This window comes from Nitratidesulfovibrio sp. D1 (genome assembly GCF_051133415.1).
Taxonomy (GTDB): Bacteria; Desulfobacterota; Desulfovibrionia; order Desulfovibrionales; family Desulfovibrionaceae; genus Cupidesulfovibrio.
In genome coordinates this window covers 511,005-530,882 of the sequence record NZ_JBPGNZ010000001.1, presented here as the reverse complement: position 1 = coordinate 530,882, position 19,878 = coordinate 511,005, and the positions used below count along the sequence as shown (strand labels likewise).

Here is a 19,878-nt window from a genome sequence, read left to right as displayed (position 1 = left end):
CACCATGGCACTGAAGCACAAGAGCATCCCGGACGTCGCGACCGTCAAGGAAGAACTGCTCAGGAAGTATCCCACCAAGGTCGCCCGCAAGCGCGCCAAGCAGATCGTCATCAACGACGTGAAGGACGGCGACGTGGTGCCCGAGGTGCAGGCCAACGTGCGCACCACCCCCGGCATCATCACCATGCGCGGCTGCACCTACGCGGGGTGCAAGGGCGTCATCCTGGGCCCCACCCGCGACATCGTGAACATCACGCACGGGCCCATCGGCTGCGGGTTCTACTCGTGGCTCACCCGCCGCAACCAGACCAAGGCCCCGTTCGATTCGTCCGAGAACTTCATGCCCTACGCCTTCTCCACGGACATGCAGGACGAGGACATCATCTTCGGCGGCGAAAAGAAGCTGGCGGCGGCCATCCAGGAGGCCTACGACACCTTCCACCCCAAGGCCATTGCCATCTTCGCCACCTGTCCCGTGGGCCTCATCGGCGACGACATCCACGCCGTGGCCCGCAAGATGAAGGAGAAGCTCGGCATCAACATCTTCGCCTTCAGCTGCGAAGGGTACAAGGGCGTCTCGCAGTCCGCCGGGCACCACATCGCCAACAACCAGATATTCACCCACGTGGTGGGCGAGGACGATACCCCCAAGCTCGGCGACTACAAGATCAACATGCTGGGCGAGTACAACATCGGCGGCGACGCCTTCGAACTGGAGCGCGTGCTGGAAAAGTGCGGCATCACCCTGGTGTCCACCTTCAGCGGCAACTCCACCTACGAGCAGTTCGCCACCGCCCACCAGGCCGACCTCAACGCCGTCATGTGCCACCGGTCCATCAACTACGTGGCCGAAATGATGGAGACCAAGTACGGCATCCCGTGGATCAAGGTGAACTTCATCGGGGCCGAATCCTCCGCCAAGTCGCTGCGCAAGATCGCCCAGTACTTCGGCGACAAGCAGCTCATCGACCGGGTGGAAGCGGTCATCGCCGAGGAAATGCCCGCCGTGCACGCAGCCCTGGAAGACGTGCGGCCCTTCACCGAGGGCAAGACGGCCATGCTGTTCGTGGGCGGCTCGCGCGCCCACCACTACCAGGACCTGTTCACCGAAATGGGCATGAAGACCATCGCCGCCGGGTACGAGTTCGCCCACCGCGACGACTACGAAGGCCGCAAGGTGATGCCCACCATCAAGGTGGACGCCGACAGCCGCAACATCGAGGAAATCGAGGTCGAGCCGGACGCCACCCGCTTCGCCCCGCGCAAGTCCGACGAAGACCTGAAGCGCCTCGCCGAGGAAGGCTTTACCTTCAAGGATTACGAAGGGATGATGCCCCAGATGGAGTCCAACACCCTCGTCATCGACGACCTGAACCAGTACGAGGCCGACAAGCTGATCGAACTGCTGAAGCCCGACGTGTTCTGCGCGGGCATCAAGGAAAAGTTCTCGGTGCAGAAGATGGGCGTGCCCATGAAGCAGCTGCACAGCTACGACTACGGCGGACCCTACGCGGGCTTCAGGGGCGCGGTGAACTTCTACACGGAAATCAAGCGCCTGGTCACCAGCAAGGTCTGGAACGACCTCAAGGCCCCCTGGGAAGAAAACCCCGAGCTCTCGGCAACCTACGTCTGGGAATAACGGGCAAGGAAGGGAAACGACATGCTGCTCAGACATACCCCGACGGAAATCAGGGAGCGCTCGGCGCTCAACATCAACCCGGCCAAGACCTGCCAGCCCATCGGCGCCATGTACGCGGGGCTGGGCATCAAGGGCTGCCTGCCGCACAGCCACGGCTCGCAGGGCTGCTGCGCCTACCACCGCAGCACCCTGACCCGCCACTACAAGGAACCCGTGTCGGCGGCCACCAGCTCGTTCACCGAAGGCGCATCGGTGTTCGGCGGCCAGGCCAACCTGTTGCAGGCCATCGAGAACATCTTCTCGGTGTACGAGCCGGAAATCATCGCGGTGCACACCACCTGCCTGTCCGAAACCATCGGCGACGACCTGAAGCAGATCGTGGACAAGGCGGAGAAGGAAGGCAAGGTGCCCGCGGGCAAGCAGGTGATCTTCGCCTCCACGCCCAGTTACGTGGGCTCGCACGTCACCGGCTTCTCCAACATGGTCAAGGGTATGGTGAAGTGCCTGGCCGTGGCTTCCGGCAAGAAGAACGGCAAGGTCAACATCATCCCCGGCTGGGTCGAGCCTTCGGACATGGAGGAGATCAAGCGCATCGCGGGCATGATCGGGGTGTCCTTCACCATGTTCCCGGACACCTCGGGCGTGCTCAACGGCCCGCTGACCGGCGAGTACCACATGTTCCCCGACGCGGGCACCCCGGCGGCGGACATCCGCGCCGCCGGCGACGCCATCGGCACCCTGGCCCTTGGCGAATGGTGCTCGGCCGACGCGGCCCGCACCCTGGATTCGCAGTGCAAGGTGCCCTGCCGGGTGCTGGACATGCCCATCGGGCTCAAGGCCACCGACCGCTTCATCGACGCCCTGCGCACCGTGGCGGGCACCTCGGTGCCCGATGCGGTGAACTTCGAGCGCGGCCAGCTCATCGACGTCATCTCCGACTACCACCAGTACTTCTTCGGCAAGAAGGTGGCCCTGGTGGGCGACCCGGACCAGCTCATCGCGCTGACCGAGTTCCTGCTGACCCTCGACATGCAGCCCGTCCACGTGGTCACCGGCACGCCGGGCAAGAAGTTCGAGGCGCGCATCCGGGAACTGTGCGCGGGCAAGGGCTTCGACGTGAACGTGCGCGCCGCGGGCGACATGTTCCTGCTCCACCAGTGGATCAAGAACCAGCCCGTCGATCTCGTCATGGGCAACACCTACTGCAAGTATATCGCCCGTGACGAGGACATCCCCTACGTGCGCTTCGGCTTCCCCATCATGGACCGGGTGGGCCACCAGTACTTTCCGGTGACGGGGTACAAGGGCGGCATCCGGCTGCTGGAGAAGATTCTGGGCGTCCTGCTGGACCGCGCCGAACGGGATGCGCCGGAAGAGAAGTTCGAACTGGTCTACTAGGAGCTGTTCCAAATTGTCCTTTCGCCCGTTGGCGTCGTCAAACTTCGCCCCCCGGCTCGGTCAAATACCAGAAAAGTATGTTCCCTCGCGGCGGGCTCGTTTTCCTCGCCAACGAACGAAAGACAGATTTGGAAGCAGCTCCCAGGCAAGCAAGACCATGTTGCGACAACGAACCGCCCGGCGCCACATCCCGGCGCCGGGCGGAGAACCCCACGGAGAAACCATGAGCGGCGCACCCCACTGTACGCACACGAACGGACGTCCCGGCGGCTGGCTGCTGCTGCCGGTGGCGCCGCGTTCCAACGCCCGCAGCCGCCATGGCGGCCCGGGCGTGAGCACCCCGTGCGCCTGCGGGCAGCCGCCCGTGTCCCCCGCGCTGCTGCCGGACGAGGCGCTGGAATACCTGCGCACGGTCATGGAATCGGGCGTGGCGGTCCACACGGTGGGCGTCGCCGGTCCCGGCGATCCGTTCGCCGTGCCCGACCGCACCCTGGAAACCCTGCGCCTGGTGCGCGCCGCCTACCCGCACATCACCCTGTGCGTGACCACCAACGGCCTTGGCGTGGCCAGCCATGCCGCCGCCCTGGCGGACCTTGGCGTGAGCCACGTCACCCTGCTCATGGACGCCGTGGACCCGGAACTGGTGGACACCCTGTACGCCTGGATCCGCCCCGGCACCCGCACCCTGCGGCCCGGCGAGGGCGCGGCCCTGCTGGTGGACGAGCAGGCCGTGGCCCTTGCCGCGCTGGCCGGGGCGGGCATCAAGGTGGCCGTGTGCGTCACCGTGTACCCCGGCATCAACGACGCCCACGTGGGCGACATCGCCGCCGCCGCCAAGGCGCTGGGAGCCTCGGGCATCTATGTGCTGCCCTTCGTTCCGGCCGGGGACGCGGCAGGCCCCGTGCCCGCAGCCGACGCGGCCACCATGGACGCCGCCCACCAGGCGGCCGCCGTCCACCTGCCCGTGCTCGACGCCTCCGCCCGCGACGGGCTGCCCGTGGCGCGGCGCACGGGCATGGGATGCGGCGAACCCGTGGCCGTCACCTCGGGCTCCGGCCTGCCGGTGCCCGGCGGCGACCGGCCATACGTGGCCGTGGCCAGCAGCGACGGCTTCGACGTGGACGAACATCTTGGGCACGCCCGCCAGTTTCTGGTGTACGGCCCCACGGGCGTGCCCCCGGACAATTCCCCGGACAGTCCCATGGACGGTCCCGTGGGCCTGCTGGGCGTGCGCCCGGCCCCGCCCGCCGGTTCCGGCGACGCCCGGTGGGAAGCCCTGGCCGCCGTCCTGTCCGACTGCGCCTACCTGCTGGTGTCCAGCGCGGGCCAGCGGCCCGTGGACTGTCTGGCCGTCAGGGGGCTGCGGGTCATCCAGACCGAAGACAACATCGAGGGCCTCGTGGACGTGCTCTACGGGGGTGGCAAGAAAGGCAGGAACCGCGGCACGGGCCGCACAGTCTAGGTATTGCAAGGGAGAGAAAGGACCATGCCCAAGCCGACGCATCAGATTCTTGTGTGCCAGAGCTTCCGTCACAAGGGCGAACCCAAGGGCGTCTGTTTCAAGCAGACCGACGGGTTCCTGCAATACCTCGAAGAGGAAATCCTCGATCGCGGCCTGGACATCCTGGTCACCGCCACCGGGTGTCTCAAAGCCTGCGAGGAAGGCCCCGTCCTCGTGGTGCAGCCGCAGAACTGGTGGTTCAAGGGCGTGGATAGCCACGACGCCATCGACGCCATTCTCGACGGCATCGAGGACGGCGAACCCAATGCCGAATATCTGATGTATTAAAACAGAATCTTCCGGGGAGGGGACCTGTTGCGGCAGCCGTTGGGCGAGCTTGCGAGCCTTACGGATGGCGACCGCAGAGCGTAAAAAGGTCTCCCTCCCCGGACCCCACCCCCCAAAATCTTTTATTTGGGGGCACCCTCCAGAGAGAGGTGCAGGGGACGGCAGCCGTTATGCGAGTCTTCGAGCATTACGGATGGCGATTGCAACGCGCAAAGCCCCTTGCCCGCCGGAGGCGTAAAAAAGAAGGAAGGCGACCATGACCACCGCAACCGCACCCAACGTCACCGCCACGGCGGCATGCCGCGACGCGGATCTTCTGGACGAACGGAAGAAGCAGGTGCACCGCGCCGGGCAGGGTCCCATCGACATGGCCTGCAACCGCGAGAGCCTCGCGGGGGCCGTCAGCCAGCGCGCCTGCGTGTTCTGCGGCTCGCGCGTGGTGCTGTACCCCATCGCCGACGCGCTGCACCTGGTGCACGGGCCCATCGGCTGCGCCGCCTATACCTGGGACATCCGGGGGGCGCTCTCGTCCGGGCCGGAACTGCACCGCCTGAGCTTTTCCACCGACCTTCAGGAAAAGGACGTCATCTTCGGCGGCGAACGAAAGCTGGCCGCCGCGCTGGACGAACTCATCGACCTGCACCGGCCCAAGGCCGCCTTCGTCTACTCCACCTGCATCGTGGGCCTGATCGGCGACGACCTTGGGGCCGTGTGCCGCAAGATGTCCGAAAAGAAGGGCATCCCGGTCATTCCCGTGCAGTCGGAAGGCTTCAAGGGCAACAAGCGCGAAGGCTACCTTGCCGCGTGCAAGGCCATGTTCCAACTGGTGGGCACCGGTTCCACCGATGACGTTTCGCCCCTTTCCGTGAACATCCTGGGCGACTTCAACCTGGCGGGCGAAATCTGGATCGTGCGCGGGTACCTGGAGCGCATGGGCATTCAGGTGGTCGCCAACATCACCGGCGACGGCCGCGTGGACGATATCCGCCGCTGCCACGGCGCGGCCCTGAACCTGGTGCAGTGCAGCGGGTCCACCATGGATCTCGCCAAGATGATGAAGGAAAAATACGGCACCCCGCACTTGCGCGTGTCGTATCTGGGCATCGAGGACATGGCCGACTCGCTCTACGCCGTGGCCGAGCATTTCGAATCCGTGGACCCGTCCATCGTGGAGCGCACCCGCGACCTGGTGCGCGACGAACTGGCGGCCCTCATGCCGCGCCTGCGCGACATCCGGCGCGACCTTTCCGGCAAGCGCGCCGCCATCTATGTGGGCGGCTCGTTCAAGGCGTTCTCGCTGATCAAGGCGTTCCGGCATCTCGGCATGAACGTGGTGCTGGTGGGCTCGCAGACCGGCACGCAGGAGGAATACCAGGAACTGGAAACCGTGTGCGACCCCGGCACCGTCATCATCGACGACGCCAACCCGCTGGAGCTTTCGCACTACGTGCGCGAGCTGGACGTGGACGTGTTCGTGGGCGGGGTGAAGGAACGCCCCATCGCCCACAAGCTGGGCGTGGGCTTCTGCGACCACAACCACGAGCGCAAGATCGCCCTGGCCGGTTTTGAGGGCATGTACAACTTCGCCCGCGAGGTGCACGCCTCGGTCATGAGTCCCGTCTGGCGGTTCGTGCCCCGCCGGGCCAGGCGCGCCGCCATTCCCGCCGGCGCGGATGCATAGGGGGTGGACCATGACGCTCGATTACGTTGAACTCGACGGCCCGTGCGCCGGTGGCGATACCGTGTCTGGTGACTGTAGTGGTGACTGCGGCGGAAGCTGTAGTGAATCCGGCGCGGGCTGTGCTGACGGCTGCGGCTGTTCCGAAGCGCCGGAAGCCGGTGCGGAAGGTTGCGGCCTGGCTCCGGTGGCCCTGAAGGCCGCGCCCTCGACCAGCGGCGGCAAGCCCGGCAAGGCCCCTCGCCCCAAGCGTCCCGATTTCATCTCCACCACCAACGCCTGCAAGCTGTGCACGCCGCTGGGGGCCATGCTGGCCTTCCGGGGCGTGGAGGGGGCCGTGCCCTTCCTGCACGGTTCGCAGGGCTGCGCCACCTACATGCGGCGCTACGTCATCAGCCACTACCGCGAGCCCATGGACATCGCCTCGTCCTCGCTGGGCGAAAAGCAGGCCGTGTACGGCGGGGGGCCCAACCTGAAGAAGGGCATCCTCAACGTCATGAAGAAGTACGACCCGGTGCTGGTGGGGGTCGCCACCACCTGCCTCACCGAGACCATCGGCGACGACGTGGGCGGCTACCTGCGCGAGTTCCGCAACGAATTCGGCGACCTCGACCTGCCGGACATTGTCCACGTGCACACGCCCAGCTACAACGGCACGCACATGGAAGGCTGGAACGCCGCCGTGCGCGCCTTGGTGGACCAATTGGCGAAGGAACGTGTGGAGCCCCACGGCAGGGTGGCCCTGCTGCCCGGCTTCGTGTCCCCGGCCGACCTGCGCCACCTGCGCGACCTCATTGCCGACTTCGGCAGCGACGCGGTGATCCTGCCCGACCTGTCCGACCCGCTGGATGGTCCGGCGCTGGAAGACTACGCCCCGCTGCCCGAGGGCGGCACCCCGGTGGCCGACATCCGCGCCCTGTCCGGCGCGGCGGCGGTCATCGAGTGCGGCCGTTCGCTGGCCGCCGCCCCCGTGGGCTCGTCCGGTCCCGCCACGGCGGGGCGGGTGCTGCATGAACGCTTCGGCCTGCCGCTGCATTCCGTGGGCTTGCCCATCGGCCTGCGCGAAACCGACTCCCTTGTTTCCGCGCTGGAGGCCATTACCGGCAAGCCCCTGCCCCGCAGGCACGAACTGGAGCGCGGGCGGTTCGTGGACGCCCTGGTGGACGGCCACAAGTACGTGTCCGGCAAGCGCGCCGTGGTCTACGGCGAGGCGGATCTGGTCGTCGGTCTCGTGTCGCTGCTGTCCGAGATCGGCGTGCATACCGTGCTGGCCGCCACCGGCGCGCGCGGGGCGCATCTTGCCGAATCCATCGCCGCCGTCACCGAAGGCATGCTGCCCGCAATGCCCACGGTCATTGAGGGCGCAGACTTCGAGGAAATCGCCGACACGGCGGAAGGTCTGTCGCCCGACCTGCTGGTGGGCAACAGCAAGGGCTACCGCTACGCCCGGCAGTGGAACATCCCCCTCGTGCGCGCGGGCTTTCCCATCCACGACCGCTTCGGCGGCCACCGCCTGCTGCATGTGGGCTATGCCGGTGCCCAGGCCCTTATGGACCGCATCGTCAACGCCGTCATCGAGAAGACCCAGAGCGACAGCCCCGTGGGCTACTGCTATCTGTAGGAATCAGGAAGAGCGAAGGAGACCGCCATGAAGCCGCTGCGCACCACTCCCCCCGGCCATCCGTGCTTTGATCGCAACAGCGCCTCGTCCTGCGGTCGCGTCCATGTTCCCGTGGCCCCCCGGTGCAACATCCAGTGCGGGTACTGCAACCGCAAGTACGACTGCGTCAACGAATCGCGCCCCGGCGTGACCAGCGCGGTGCTCTCGCCGCGCCAGGCGCTGGACTACGTGGACAAGGTGCTGGAGGCCGACCCGCGCATCACCGTCATCGGCATCGCCGGTCCCGGCGATCCCATGGCCAACCCTGCGGAAACGCTGGAAACACTGCGCCTGGTGCACGAAAGGCATCCCGAACTGCTGTTCTGTCTCTCGTCCAACGGGCTGGGCCTGCCGCCGCACCTCGACCGGCTGAAGGAACTGGGCGTCACCCACGTCACCGTCACCATCAACGCCGTGGACCCGGCCATCGGCGAAAAGCTGTATTCCTGGGTGCGCGACGACAAGGTGGTCTGGCGCGGCCGCGCGGCGGCGGAACTGCTGCTTGCGCGCCAGTTGGAATCGGTGCGTGGTCTTGTGGAGCGCGGCATGGTGGTGAAGGTGAACACCATCCTCGTGCCCGGCGTGAACGACCATCACGCGGAAGAGGTGGCGCGCGTGGTAGGCGAACTGGGGGCCACCATCCAGAACATCATCCCGCTGAAGCCCACGGCGGACACCCCGCTGGCCCACCTGCCCGAGCCGGACGCGGCCGCCGTCAACGCGGCGCGCAAGGGCGCGGGGGAGCACATTTCCCAGATGACCCACTGCAAGCGCTGCCGCGCCGATGCCGTGGGCCTGCTGCACGAGGACAAGTCCGCCGAGATGGCCGAAACCCTGCGCGCCTGCGCCGCCAGCAGGACCGACGAGGCCGAGCGTCCCTACGTGGCCGTGGCCACCCGCGAGGGCATGCTGGTCAACCAGCACCTGGGCGAGGCCGCCCGGTTCCAGATCTGGGGGCAGGGGGCCAGCGGCTTCTACCTTGTCGAGGAGCGCCTTGCGCCCAAACCCGGCTGCGGTCCCGAACGCTGGAAGCAGGTGGCCCACACCCTGCACGACTGCCGGGCCTTGCTGTGCGCCGCCTTCGGTGCGCATCCGGAGTCCATTCTGGTGGCCGCCGGGGTGCAGCCCGTCGAGGCGTCCGGCTTTATCGACGACGCCTTGGACGTGGTTTTCGGCAACGGCAACACCGCCGCTCTGCGCGGCCGCAAGGGCGGCGTGGGCAAGACCTCGTGCGCCGGGGGCGGGTGCCGGGGAACCGGAGAAGGCTGCTGATTTCCGAAAGGTTTCCGTTGGGAAACGATGCACGAACGGCGGTCCCCGCAAGGGGAACCGCCGTTCATTTCATGCCGGGGCGGGAAGGAAGGGGGGAGGGGCGGCCTACTTCTCCAGCGGCAGATTGGCCGCGTTCCAGGCCAGCGTGCCGCCGTTCATGTGCAGGACGGAGGTGAAGCCGAGTTCGCGGAACACTTCCAGCGCCTTGCCGCTGCGGTTGCCCGAGCGGCAGTACACCAGGTAGGTGCGGTTGCGGTTCAGCGAGCGCACCCGGTCGCGGAATTCCGGCGAGGTGAAGTCGATGTTCCGCGCGCCCTGCAAGTGCCCTTCGGCGTATTCCGCCGGGGTGCGCACGTCCAGCACCATGAACGTTTCGTCGTTTTGGCGCTGCTGGATGATGGCGTAGGCTTCCCCGGGCGTCACGTCGCGCCAGCCGGTGGCTGCCGGGGCGGCCTGCGCCGCGCCCTGCGCGTCATTGCGGGATGAGAGGCCCTCCGGCAGCATGACGTGCACCGAGTACACCGCCACGCACAGGGCGGCCAGCCCCAGCAACAGCGTGCGCAGAGAGGTGCGCCTGCGGGCATGGGGGATGCGGGCGTGTTCCGCGCGCGGACTGAATTCCTCGTCGGGTTCGGGGCGGTAGGTCATGGCGGTTCCTGTTGCGGGCAGGCGGTGAATGGCGGGCCGAAGCCGTACGGCGTCGCCGGGGCACGCGTCCACGCCGTCTGTCCATAGATAGGGCCGGGCCGCAGGGCAGGCAAGCCGGGGGGGAGCGCCGGTCACGCATGGCGGATATTCCGTCAAGCCGTTGCGTGAAGCGCCACGGGCGCGTTATGCTCCACCTCATCGACACATGGGAGTGCCGCCATGAAACATACATTGTCCGTGCTGGTGAAGAACAGGGCCGGGGCCGTGGCCGAGGCCACCGACGTCTTCCGGCGCCGGGGCATCAGCTTTCGCTCCATCTCCTGCGCCGAGACCGAGGACTTCGACGTCTCGCGCCTCGTGCTGACCGTGGAGGACCACGAGGCCGAACTGGAAGCCATCGCTGACGAACTGCGCGCCCAGGACGTGGTGGCCACGGTCGAGGACCTTTCGCGCCGCGACTTCGTGGACCGCGAACTGGTGCTGGTGAAGGTGGACGTGACCCGCGAGACCACCACCCAGATCATGCAGGTGTGCGAGGTGTTCCGCGCCAGCGTCATCGGCATGGGCCAGGAAACCATGACCGTGGAAATGACCGGCGACACCCAGAAGGTGGACGGCTTCATCCGCATGCTGCGCCCGTTCGGCATCCGTAGTCTGGCGAGGACGGGGGTGGTCGCCATGAAGCGCGGCGACGACGATTAGCAGGGGCGGCGATTTTTCCTGATCGCTGCGTCAGCCGCCGTTTTCGCTCCGGTCACGTACCAAAGAGTACGCTCCCATCGCGGAAACGCCGTCTTCCTTGCGCTCAGGCAAACTTACCACCCCTGCATGAAGTGATGTCCAACGTGTACGTTTCTTCGCGCGGCAGCGTTTTTCCTTGCCCACGGGGCAAAATTCCTGCGGGCATCGCGCAGGGGCGGCGATTTTGCCTGATCGCCGCGTCAACCGCCGTTTTCGCTCCGGTCACGTACCAAAAAGTACGCTCCCATCGCGGAAACGCCGTCTTCCTTGCGCTCAGGCAAACTTGCCGCCCCTGCATGAAGTGATTCCAGCGTACACGTTTCCCCGTTCATGACGTCCATCTCCAGCGGAGCATGCCGGTTTGACCACTGAAGCGAACATCTGTCAGAGCCCGCACGCGGGCGTGCAGGGACCGCGCAGCCTTGACGATCTGGTGGCGCGCGTGGCCGACTGCGGGGCGCGTCCGCGCATCGTGCTGGCCGCCTGTGCCGAGGCGCACGCCCTGGGCGCGCTGCTGGACGCCATGGACCGGGGCATCGCCCAGCCCCTGCTGGTGGGCGATATGGAGCAGGCCGCGCGCATCGCGGCGGACCTGTCGCGTGACATTTCCGGCCTCGCCGCAGTGCACGCCCCCGACCCGCGCGAGGCCGTGCAGCGCGCCGTGGATCTGGTGCGCGGCGGCGAGGCCGAGGTGCTCATGAAGGGCCTGGTGAACACCGACGTGCTGCTGCGCCGGGTGCTCAACCGCGCCACGGGCCTGCCGCCCAAGGGCGTGCTGAGCCACGTGGCCGTGTTCGAACTGCCCGTGCGGGGCGGCGGCACGCGCCTGGCCATGATGACCGACGCCGCCGTGAACATCCGCCCCAATCTGCAACGCAAGCTGGAAATCGTGCACAACGCCGTGGCCGTGGCCCGCGCGCTGGGCATCGCCCGGCCCCGCGTGGCCATGCTGGCGGCCACGGAAAAGGTCATCCTGCCCGCCATGCCCGCCACCCTGGACGCCCAGATCGTGGCCCGCATGGCCGAGCAGGGCGAATTCGGAGCGGCGGACGTGGCCGGTCCCATGGCGCTCGACATCGCCATCTCGCCCGACGCCGCCGCCCGCAAGGGCGTGGACCACCCCGTGGCCGGGTGCGCCGACATCCTCGTTGCGCCGGACATCGAGAGCGGCAACATCCTGTACAAGTCGCTGACCACCCTGGCCCACGCGGACATGGCCAGCACCATGGCGGGCAGTTCCGCGCCGCTGGTGGTCACCTCGCGCGGGGACAGCGAACGGTCCAAGTTCTGCTCCGTCGCGCTGGCGGGGTATCTGGCCCTGGCCGCGCGCGGTTAAGCGGACCGTCCCCTTTGCCAGCAACCAAAAGTCCTGGTTTGCCGGGAGTTGCCCGGATCAGCGTCATCACGAGGATACCCATCTGACGTCCCAACCCTCTCCCCCCGCCGGTTCCGGTCCCGCAGTCGAACGCATTCTGGCCATCAACCCCGGCTCCACCTCCACCAAGGTGGCCCTGTACGAGGGCGAGACCGAGGTGTTTTCCGAAACCGTGGAGCACCCGCGCGACGAACTTGCAGCCTTTCCCACGGTGATGGCCCAGTATCGATACCGCCGCGCCGCCGTGGACGCGCTGCTCGCCAAGCACGGCATGGCCGATCTGCCCCTGGCCGCCGTGGCCGGGCGCGGCGGGCTGCTGCCACCCATGCCCGGCGGGGCGTGGCGCATCACCCCGGCCATGCTGGAAACGCTGGAGCAGGCCCGCTACGGCGAGCACCCCTGCAACCTGGGCGCGCCGCTGGCCCACGACTACGCCGCGCGCTGGGGCGTGGCGGCCTACATCGTGGACCCCCCGGTCACCGACGAGATGGACGAGGTGGCGCGCATCTCGGGCCTGCCCGCCCTGCCGCGCCGCAGCGTGTTCCACGCGCTCAGCCAGCGTTCCGCCGCGCGACGCGCCGCCACGCTGCTGGGTGTGGACTACGCGGCCAACCGCTGGCTGGTGGCGCATATGGGGGGCGGTATTTCCGTGGCCGCGCATCGCTGCGGGCGCATCGTGGACGTCATCAACGCCCTGGACGGCGACGGTCCCATCGCGCCGGAGCGCACCGGCCGCCTGCCGTCGCTCGGCGTGCTCTCGCTGGTGCAGGACGGCACCTACACCTTCGAGCAATTGCGGCGCATCATCCTGCGCGAGGGCGGCATGTGGGCCCACTGCGGCACCAACGACCTGCGCGTGCTGGAACGGCGCATGGACGGTACGCCCCGTGGTGCGGATGGTGACGGCGCCCCGCCCGACGCCCACGCCGCGCTGGTGTTCGAGGCCGTGGCCTACACCATCGCCAAGGAGATCGCCTCGCTTGCGCCCGCCCTCATGGACGGCGGCAGCGGCGCCGGCTGCGGCGAACCCGTCAATGCGGATGCCTGCCCGGCCCGCATCGCCGGGGTGGTGTTGACCGGCGGCATGGCCCGCAGCGTCCGGCTGACGGAACGGCTGCGCCGGCGGCTGGAATGGCTGGCCCCGGTGGTGGTGCTGCCCGAGGTGGAAGAGATGCACGCCCTGGCGTCGGGCGTGCTGCGGGTGTTGCGCGGCCAGGAGACGCCCGGCGACTACGCCTGACCTGCCGGGGCGCGATGCATTCCGGCCCGGACTCCGGGAGCGGCGTTTCGGCATGCCGTTTCGACCCCGCGCGAATTCCGGTGCTTGACGCCGCGTGCGGGAACGTGTCTATGGTGTGCAGCGCAACGCGCGTTCCGCACCTTTCGTTTCCCTTGCGGCGGACGCATCCAGAAAAGAGGCACGCATGGCATCTTCCAAGGACCTGATACTGGAAAACGCACGCGCCCTGTTCGCCGCCAACGGCTTCAAGGGCACCACCATCGCGCAGATCGCCAAGACGTCCAACGTGACGGACGCGGCCATCTACCGGCACTACCGTTCCAAGCAGGAAGTGTTCGACGTCATCGTCGAAACCTATCTGGAAGAGTACCGGAAGCTGATGGCGGCCATCAAGGAACGGCAGAAGAGCGGCTATTGCCTGCTGGAAACGCTGATCCTCGACCATTGCGGGTTCATCGACATGCGCCTGACCGACACGCGGGTGCTGCTGAACACCTACACCACCATCCCCAGCGCCCGCGCGGTGATGGACGCGCTGTCCACCAGCCTGTTCCAGACCGTGGAAGCCTGCCTGATCCGGGGCATCCGCGACGGCACGGTGCGCGACGACATCGACGTGCCGGAAACGGCGCGCATCATCGGCATCCTGCTGCTGGGCCTGAACCGCCGCCGCATCTTCTGGCCGGAAACGCCGGACCTGGCGCGCGGGGTGGTGGCCTTCTGCCAGCGCAGCATCAAGAGCTGACCGGATAGCTTGCGGCGGGGCGGGGGCTTGCGGCCTTTCGCGCCGCGCATGCCGCGCCCGGTGTCCTTACCGGTTTCCGCCTTCGGCAATGAAACGGCCCGTCCAGATGGATGGGCCGTTGTCATTTTGCGGGGCGCGGCGGGTGTGGCCGCTATCGTCCGTCATCCAGCCGCATGTCGGCCGGGGCCGTGGCCCGCACCGTGTGGCGGATGGTGGCGGTGGCGCGCGGCGCAACGTCCAGGTTCCACACCAGGCGGTGGTTTTCGGCGGCGGGCTTGGGGTCGGACTCCACGGTCAGGGAAATGGCCGTGTCGCGCGGCTGCGGCTCCGGGTCTTCCACGCGCACGGACACCGCCGTGGCGCGCCGGTTGGCCACCTCGATGGTCCAGGCCCACACGCGGGTCTGCTGCTTGCTCACCAGCCCTTCGCGGCCGCTCTTGCGTTCGTCCAGGCGCATGACGGCGGACACCATGGGGTCGCTGCCGAAGAAGATGTCGGCCTTGTTCTCGGACAGGCCGAAGGACGCGCTGCCCACGCTGGCCCCGTCGGCCACGTACAGCGCCTCGCCCGTGGGATAGTGGCGCGGCTCGGGCAGGATGACGGAGGCGGTGAGGAACGCGCGCGGGTCCGCCGCCGGGCGCACGGTATGCCGGAAGGCGGCGGGCCATTCCTCGTTGCGCAGGGCCACGCGGGTGGAGCCGCCAGCGGGCAGGGTGCGCGGGCCCAGGTCCCACACCTCGTAGGTGGCCTTTTCATCCACCACGGGCGCGGCGTCGGCGCGCAGGGCCATGGCCTCGGCGGCCACGGGCGCGGGGGCCGCCTTCATGGCCATGGGCATGGGCGTCACGCCCAGAACGGGCCGCAACTGCCAGTCGCGCAGGGGCGGCGGTTGCAGGGCCGCGCCCGGCTCCACCGTGGCCACGGACAGGCGCGCGCCGGTCCAGTCCACGGAGCCGCCCTGGCGGATTTCCGCCTCGAAGGTGAAGCCCACCGTGCCCTTGTCCGGGAAGGCCTCCAGCCGGTAGGCGGGGTGCCAGCCCGCGTCGCGCAGGGTGTAGGCGTAGCTCACGGCAAGCGCGCCGCGCGCCGGGGCCGTCAGCAGCACCGTGGCCACCGGGGCCGTGCGCGATGCGCCGCCCGCGTCGTTCAGTTCCTGCTCCAGCCGGTCGATGCGCGCCGCCAGCCCGGCTTCCCTGTCGCGCAGGTCGGGCAGGGTGGTGTTCAGTTCCGCCAGCCGCCTGGCCATCTGGGCGTCCAGCCGTTCCAGGTCGGCGGTGGGGGCGTTGGTCACCGGCGGCTTGGACCACAGGGCCATGCGCGCCTCGGTGGCGGCGATGGACCCGGTGACGGACGCGGCCTCGCGGCGCAGCCCGGCCAGTTCCGCGCGCAGGCGGGCCACGCGCGGGGCGTCCCCGGCATCAACCTCACGGACGCTTACCGACGCCACCGCGTTGCCGGGGACGGTCACGGACAGGGTGGACGGATCCGCCCCGGCGGGCAGGGCCAGCCGGAACGCCTGCCCGCCGCCGGGGGCGGGCTCCACGGCCACACGCTCTTCCACCATGACCCGCGCGGAGCGGGGGTAGAGCACCACGGACGTGGGCGTTGCGGGCAGCGGGTCGGCGGCCTGGGTGACCGATGCGGGCGGCGGGGATGCGGCTGCCGGCCGGGCTGCGGAGGAATCCGGCGGCTGGGCCTGCTGGGCGGCCTGCGCGGGAAACGCGGCCAGCACGAGCACGGCGGCCAGGGCCGTCACGCGGACGGGGCGGAAGGAAAGCAGGGACAAGGTCGGTCGGCGCGTTGCGCCTCCGGTGGAGAAAATGCTCATGCCGACCCCATAGCACGTTTCGCGCGGCGGGGCGAGGGGGGCGCGCAACTTGCGGCGCTGGAGGGCGGCGCGGCCTGTCGCGGCGCGCCTACCCGGCGGGGTCCAGCAGGTCGGTGTCGTCGTGGCCGTAGGGCGGGGCGCAGCAGCACAGCACCCGCAACGGGCCGTCGCCGGTGTTGGCGATACGGTGCGGCGTGCCGGGGGCGATGTGCACGGTGTCGCCCGGCCCCACGGCAAAGGTGGACTCGCCCAGGGTCATCAGGCCCTGTCCGGCGGTGACGTGGTACAGTTCTTCGCTGCGCGGGTGGCGATGCAGCAGGGTGACGCAGCCGGGGGGCACCTCGGCCTCGGCCAGCGACTGGTTGCGGTTGCCGTGCACGGCGGGGTGCATCAGTTCGCGGATGATGGACCCGTCGCGGGTGACGTAGGGCGCGGCCCCGGCACGGGTGGTCAGCGTGGCGGCGGCGCCGCCATTGGTCGCGGGTCTGGCCATGGTCGTTCCCTTGGGTGCGCCGTGCCCGTGCCGGGCCTGTCCGCCCGTGCGTCCGATGCCTCCGGCACGCTCGCGGCAACCTTGCGCGGCGTGCGGCCCTTCCGGTTCAGTACAGCTGCTTCAGCAGGTCTTCCGCGCTCTTGGTGTCGTCGTCGCCACGATGCGCCGGGTCGCCCGCCGTGGAGGTGGGCTGGGTGCCCAACTGGAACGGCAGCAGGTAGCTGGTCTCGGAGCCGGGCCCGGCGATCTGGCCGGTCTTGCCGTCCACGCGCACCATGACGATGCCGGGGGGCATGGGGAAGTCGTCCGGCGGATACGAGGGCTCCACCACCTTGCGGTAGTCCACGAAGATGGGCAGCGCGGCGCGCCCGCCGGTCTCGAACTTGCCCATGGGCGCCACCTGGTCGAAGCCCACGTACACGGCGGTGACCAGATGCGGGGTGTAGCCGATGAACCAGGCGTCGCGCTCGTCGTTGGTGGTGCCGGTCTTGCCCGCCAGGGGCCTGCCCAGCGCCTTGGCGCGGGTGGCCGTGCCGTCCTGCACCACTTCCTTCATCAGGGTCGCCATGATGAAGGCGTTCTGCGGGCTGAGCACCTCGCGCACGTCGGGCTTGGACTCGAACAGCGTTTCGCCCCAGGCGTCCTGTATCGAATGGATGAACCTGCGCTTGGCCACGCGCCCCTCGGCGGCGAAGGCGGTGTAGGCTTCCGCCATGTTGATGGGCGAAACCGCCACCGCCCCGAGGCTGACGGAGAGTTCGTTGGGGAACGGCCCTTCCAGCCCCAGCGCCGTGGCCCGCTCGATGACGGCGGGAATGCCGATCTTCTGGGCCACGCGGATGGTGCACAGGTTGCGCGACTTGGCCAGCGCCGTGCGCAGCAGGGTGGGGCCGTAGAACACGCCCTCGAAGTTTTCCGGCCGCCAGATCTTGTCGGTGTACTCGTTCAGGTACACGAAGGGCGCGTCCAGCACCACCGACCCGGCGGTGAAGCCGTGGTCCATGGCGGCGGAGTACACGATGGGCTTGAACGACGAGCCGGGCTGCCGCCTGGCCTGGACGGCCCGGTTGAACTGGCTGTCGCTGAAGCTGTAGCCGCCCACCAGGGCCAGCACGTCGCCGGAGTCGGGCTCGATGGACACCACCGCGCCCTGCACGTCGGGGTACTGTTCCAGCGAAAGCTGGATGACCCCGGCCTGCGAGACCAGCGAAGGGTTGTAGCTGGCGGCCTTGCCGTCGGCCCCCAGGGCCGAGACCCACACCACGTCGCCCACCTCCAGCACCTTCCGGGCGTCCTTGACGGCGGCCACGTGCTCGGGGGCGTAGCGGACGTCCGGGGTGCGGCACCAGGCCATGGTCTTCACGTCGATGAAGCCCCGGTACGCGCCCAGGCGCACTTCCGCGCCCTGCGGCACCACCTTGGTCACCAGCGCCCGCGCCCATGCGCCGTCGGCCAGCGCGGCGGGGGTGAAGTTCTCGTGCTTCAGGAAGGCGTCGTACTCGGCGGGCTTCAGCCGTTGCAGCGGCCCGCGCCAGCCGTGCCGGTGCGAGGCGTCGTCCAGCCCGGTGCGCAGGGCCTTTTCCGCCGCGGCCTGGTGCACCGGCTCCATGCTGGTGCGCACGTGCAGGCCCAGTTCGTAGATGGCGTCCTCGCCGTAGCGGTCCACCTTCAGGCCCAGGCGCTTGACGTTGGCCTCGCTGAAGAAGTCGATGAGCTGGCGGCGCACCTCTTCGAGGTACCACGCGCCCTCGCGCCAGCCGCTGTCGTCCATGGACCGGTACACCAGGGGCTGGGCCACGGCCTCGTCGTATTCGGCGCGGTTGATCCAGCCCAGCTCCAGCATGCGGTGCAGCACGTACATCTGGCGCTGCCTGGTGGCGTCGGGGTCGCGGAAGGGGTTGTACTTCGAGGGGGCCTGCGGCAGGCCGCCGATCACCGCCGCCTCGGCCAGCGACAATTCGTTGATGTGCTTGCCGAAGTAGGTGCGCGCCGCCGCCTCCACCCCGTAGGCGCCGCCGCCGAGGTAGATCTGGTTCAGGTAGATGGTGAGGATTTCATCCTTGCTCAGGTATTTTTCCAGCCTGTACGCAAGGATGGCTTCCTTTATCTTGCGCTCGTAGCTCTTTTCCGAGGTCAGCAGCAGCCGCTTGACGATCTGCTGGGTGATGGTGCTGCCGCCCTGCTTGATGGACCCGGCCTGCATGTTCTTGAGGAACGCGCGGAAGATGGCGATGGGGTCGATGCCCTCGTGCCGGTAGAAGCCGTCGTCCTCGGCGGCCAGGAACGCCTGCGGAACGCGGGGCGACATCTTGTCCAGCGGCGCGAGGAAGCGCTTTTCGCGGTAGAAGTAGCCCATCACGCTGCCGTCGCGGGCGTACACGGTGGTGACGAGGGGGGGGCGGTAATCGGCGATGCGGGTGAAACTGGGCAGGTCGTGCGAGGCCCAGACCACCAGCATGGCGGCAAGCCCGGCCGCGGCGGCAATGCCCAGCGCGCCGACGATGCCGAGGGTGAGCAGCAGTTTTTTCATGGGGGTGCGCGTTACAACGTTTCCGGCCCGTCGTCCAGAGCACCGGGTTTGCCGGGCCGGGGCGGCCTGCGGCGGCCGCGCGGCGCGGTGCGGGGATCGGGGACGGGCTGGGGTTTGGGCAGGGGGGCCGCGTCCCGCGCTCCGTGGGGAGGCGGCGCGGCGGGGGCCTCGACGTCATCGGCCACGGGGGTGGTGAAGGGCAGCCCGGCCTCCGGGGAGTCCAGCGGGGGCAGGCCCCAGGCCAGGCGCATGCGCCCGAACAGCAGGCGGACGTCCTTTTCCGTCAGGTGCACGGCGGCCAGCACGCTGGCCAGGGTGCGCCCTTCGCGCACGGCCACGCAGTGGTCCGGGGTGAACAGGGTGATGCGCTCGCCGCGCATCCACAGGGGAAACAGGCGACAGTACCAGGGCCGCGCCTCGCGCGGCAGGCGGCAGCCCTCGGCCCCCAAGAAGGCGCAGTCGCCCCGCCGGTCCACGGCCAGGCGCAGGTGTTCGCCGTGCAGGGGGAACAGGGCTTCCACGGCCGCCTCCTCGCCGGGGAACAGGCGCTTCATGCCGTCCACGAAGGGGCGGGTGTTGCGCTCGGTGGCGAATCCGCCCACGTGGTCGCACCATTCCACGATGCGCTCCCATTCCGAGCGGGACAGGGGGAAGCAGAATTCCTCCTCGCCGGGGGTGGTGGAGCAGCATGTGGGGCCTTGCGCCGCGCAGCGGGCGCAGGCCGAGGGATCGGGCGCGGGCGCGTCCCGTCTGGCATGGGGTCTGGCGTGGGGCCGGGCGCAGGGGGCGTCCGGCGTTCCCGGCGTTCCGGAAGTTGCGGGGGGACGGGGGGCGCGCGCCAT

Annotated in this window: 16 protein-coding genes; 11 read left to right on the top strand and 5 right to left on the bottom strand. The window is 68.8% G+C overall.

What is annotated here, in order from left to right; all coding sequences use genetic code 11:
- Positions 1 to 4 precede the first annotated feature (4 nt).
- From nifD to nifB, 7 genes are all read left to right on the top strand, one after another.
- A complete protein-coding gene (nifD, locus tag ACR4XJ_RS02215; RefSeq protein ID WP_434753668.1) occupies positions 5 to 1,639 on the top strand; it encodes a nitrogenase molybdenum-iron protein alpha chain in 1,635 nt (544 codons plus the stop codon).
- A gap of 21 nt (positions 1,640 to 1,660) precedes the next feature.
- Entirely contained in the window at positions 1,661 to 3,037 is a 1,377-nt protein-coding gene (nifK, locus tag ACR4XJ_RS02210; RefSeq protein WP_434753667.1) for a nitrogenase molybdenum-iron protein subunit beta, read from the top strand.
- Between the two features lie 223 nt (positions 3,038 to 3,260).
- Positions 3,261 to 4,499, top strand: coding sequence for a radical SAM protein (locus ACR4XJ_RS02205; RefSeq protein ID WP_434753666.1), 1,239 nt, complete (start codon positions 3,261 to 3,263; stop codon positions 4,497 to 4,499).
- Between the two features lie 24 nt (positions 4,500 to 4,523).
- Positions 4,524 to 4,826, top strand: a complete 303-nt coding sequence (locus ACR4XJ_RS02200) for a (2Fe-2S) ferredoxin domain-containing protein (protein WP_035068239.1) — start codon at positions 4,524 to 4,526, stop codon at positions 4,824 to 4,826.
- Positions 4,827 to 5,082: 256 nt separating this feature from the next.
- Positions 5,083 to 6,507, top strand: coding sequence for a nitrogenase iron-molybdenum cofactor biosynthesis protein NifE (gene nifE / locus ACR4XJ_RS02195; protein WP_434753665.1), 1,425 nt, complete (start codon positions 5,083 to 5,085; stop codon positions 6,505 to 6,507).
- Between the two features lie 10 nt (positions 6,508 to 6,517).
- Positions 6,518 to 8,125, top strand: a complete 1,608-nt coding sequence (locus tag ACR4XJ_RS02190) for a nitrogenase component 1 (RefSeq protein WP_434753664.1) — start codon at positions 6,518 to 6,520, stop codon at positions 8,123 to 8,125.
- A 27-nt stretch (positions 8,126 to 8,152) separates the two neighbouring features.
- Positions 8,153 to 9,436, top strand: a complete 1,284-nt coding sequence (gene nifB / locus ACR4XJ_RS02185; protein ID WP_434753663.1) for a nitrogenase cofactor biosynthesis protein NifB — start codon at positions 8,153 to 8,155, stop codon at positions 9,434 to 9,436.
- Between the two features lie 105 nt (positions 9,437 to 9,541).
- Here nifB and ACR4XJ_RS02180 read toward each other — a convergent pair whose 3' ends face one another.
- Positions 9,542 to 10,084: a rhodanese-like domain-containing protein gene (locus ACR4XJ_RS02180; RefSeq protein ID WP_434753662.1), complete on the bottom strand. Its 543-nt coding sequence runs from the start codon at positions 10,082 to 10,084 to the stop codon at positions 9,542 to 9,544.
- Positions 10,085 to 10,303: 219 nt separating this feature from the next.
- On the opposite strand from ACR4XJ_RS02180, the gene ilvN reads away from it, so the two are divergent.
- From ilvN to ACR4XJ_RS02160, 4 genes are all read left to right on the top strand, one after another.
- Entirely contained in the window at positions 10,304 to 10,786 is a 483-nt protein-coding gene (gene ilvN, locus ACR4XJ_RS02175; protein WP_434753661.1) for an acetolactate synthase small subunit, read from the top strand.
- A gap of 400 nt (positions 10,787 to 11,186) precedes the next feature.
- Positions 11,187 to 12,161, top strand: a complete 975-nt coding sequence (locus ACR4XJ_RS02170; protein WP_434753660.1) for a phosphate acyltransferase — start codon at positions 11,187 to 11,189, stop codon at positions 12,159 to 12,161.
- An 82-nt stretch (positions 12,162 to 12,243) separates the two neighbouring features.
- Positions 12,244 to 13,440, top strand: coding sequence for a butyrate kinase (gene buk / locus ACR4XJ_RS02165; protein WP_434753845.1), 1,197 nt, complete (start codon positions 12,244 to 12,246; stop codon positions 13,438 to 13,440).
- A gap of 184 nt (positions 13,441 to 13,624) precedes the next feature.
- Positions 13,625 to 14,185 (top strand): TetR/AcrR family transcriptional regulator, encoded by a 561-nt coding sequence (locus tag ACR4XJ_RS02160; RefSeq protein WP_333506575.1) that lies wholly within the window; start codon positions 13,625 to 13,627, stop codon positions 14,183 to 14,185.
- Between the two features lie 151 nt (positions 14,186 to 14,336).
- Here ACR4XJ_RS02160 and ACR4XJ_RS02155 read toward each other — a convergent pair whose 3' ends face one another.
- From ACR4XJ_RS02155 to ACR4XJ_RS02140, 4 genes are all read right to left on the bottom strand, one after another.
- A complete protein-coding gene (locus ACR4XJ_RS02155; protein ID WP_434753659.1) occupies positions 14,337 to 15,971 on the bottom strand; it encodes a DUF4139 domain-containing protein in 1,635 nt (544 codons plus the stop codon).
- Positions 15,972 to 16,101: 130 nt separating this feature from the next.
- The gene (locus tag ACR4XJ_RS02150) at positions 16,102 to 16,506 is read right to left on the bottom strand and encodes a cupin domain-containing protein (protein ID WP_434753658.1); all 405 of its coding nucleotides are present in this window, start codon (positions 16,504 to 16,506) and stop codon (positions 16,102 to 16,104) included.
- A gap of 106 nt (positions 16,507 to 16,612) precedes the next feature.
- Entirely contained in the window at positions 16,613 to 19,036 is a 2,424-nt protein-coding gene (locus tag ACR4XJ_RS02145; RefSeq protein WP_434753657.1) for a penicillin-binding protein 1A, read from the bottom strand.
- A gap of 11 nt (positions 19,037 to 19,047) precedes the next feature.
- Positions 19,048 to 19,878, bottom strand: coding sequence for a hypothetical protein (locus ACR4XJ_RS02140; protein ID WP_434753656.1), 831 nt, complete (start codon positions 19,876 to 19,878; stop codon positions 19,048 to 19,050).

Bases quoted from the DNA above. Each gene is read 5' to 3' on its own strand.
- nifB (WP_434753663.1), top strand. From the start codon at position 8,153: ATGAAGCCGCTGCGCACCACTCCCCCCGGCCATCCGTGCTTTGATCGC.
- nifK (WP_434753667.1), top strand. From the start codon at position 1,661: ATGCTGCTCAGACATACCCCGACGGAAATCAGGGAGCGCTCGGCGCTC.
- nifE (WP_434753665.1), top strand. From the start codon at position 5,083: ATGACCACCGCAACCGCACCCAACGTCACCGCCACGGCGGCATGCCGC.
- ACR4XJ_RS02145 (WP_434753657.1), bottom strand. From the start codon at position 19,036: ATGAAAAAACTGCTGCTCACCCTCGGCATCGTCGGCGCGCTGGGCATT.
- ilvN (WP_434753661.1), top strand. From the start codon at position 10,304: ATGAAACATACATTGTCCGTGCTGGTGAAGAACAGGGCCGGGGCCGTG.
- ACR4XJ_RS02180 (WP_434753662.1), bottom strand. From the start codon at position 10,084: ATGACCTACCGCCCCGAACCCGACGAGGAATTCAGTCCGCGCGCGGAA.
- ACR4XJ_RS02160 (WP_333506575.1), top strand. From the start codon at position 13,625: ATGGCATCTTCCAAGGACCTGATACTGGAAAACGCACGCGCCCTGTTC.
- ACR4XJ_RS02140 (WP_434753656.1), bottom strand. From the start codon at position 19,878: ATGGCGCGCGCCCCCCGTCCCCCCGCAACTTCCGGAACGCCGGGAACG.
- ACR4XJ_RS02150 (WP_434753658.1), bottom strand. From the start codon at position 16,506: ATGGCCAGACCCGCGACCAATGGCGGCGCCGCCGCCACGCTGACCACC.
- ACR4XJ_RS02205 (WP_434753666.1), top strand. From the start codon at position 3,261: ATGAGCGGCGCACCCCACTGTACGCACACGAACGGACGTCCCGGCGGC.
- ACR4XJ_RS02200 (WP_035068239.1), top strand. From the start codon at position 4,524: ATGCCCAAGCCGACGCATCAGATTCTTGTGTGCCAGAGCTTCCGTCAC.
- ACR4XJ_RS02190 (WP_434753664.1), top strand. From the start codon at position 6,518: ATGACGCTCGATTACGTTGAACTCGACGGCCCGTGCGCCGGTGGCGAT.
- nifD (WP_434753668.1), top strand. From the start codon at position 5: ATGGCACTGAAGCACAAGAGCATCCCGGACGTCGCGACCGTCAAGGAA.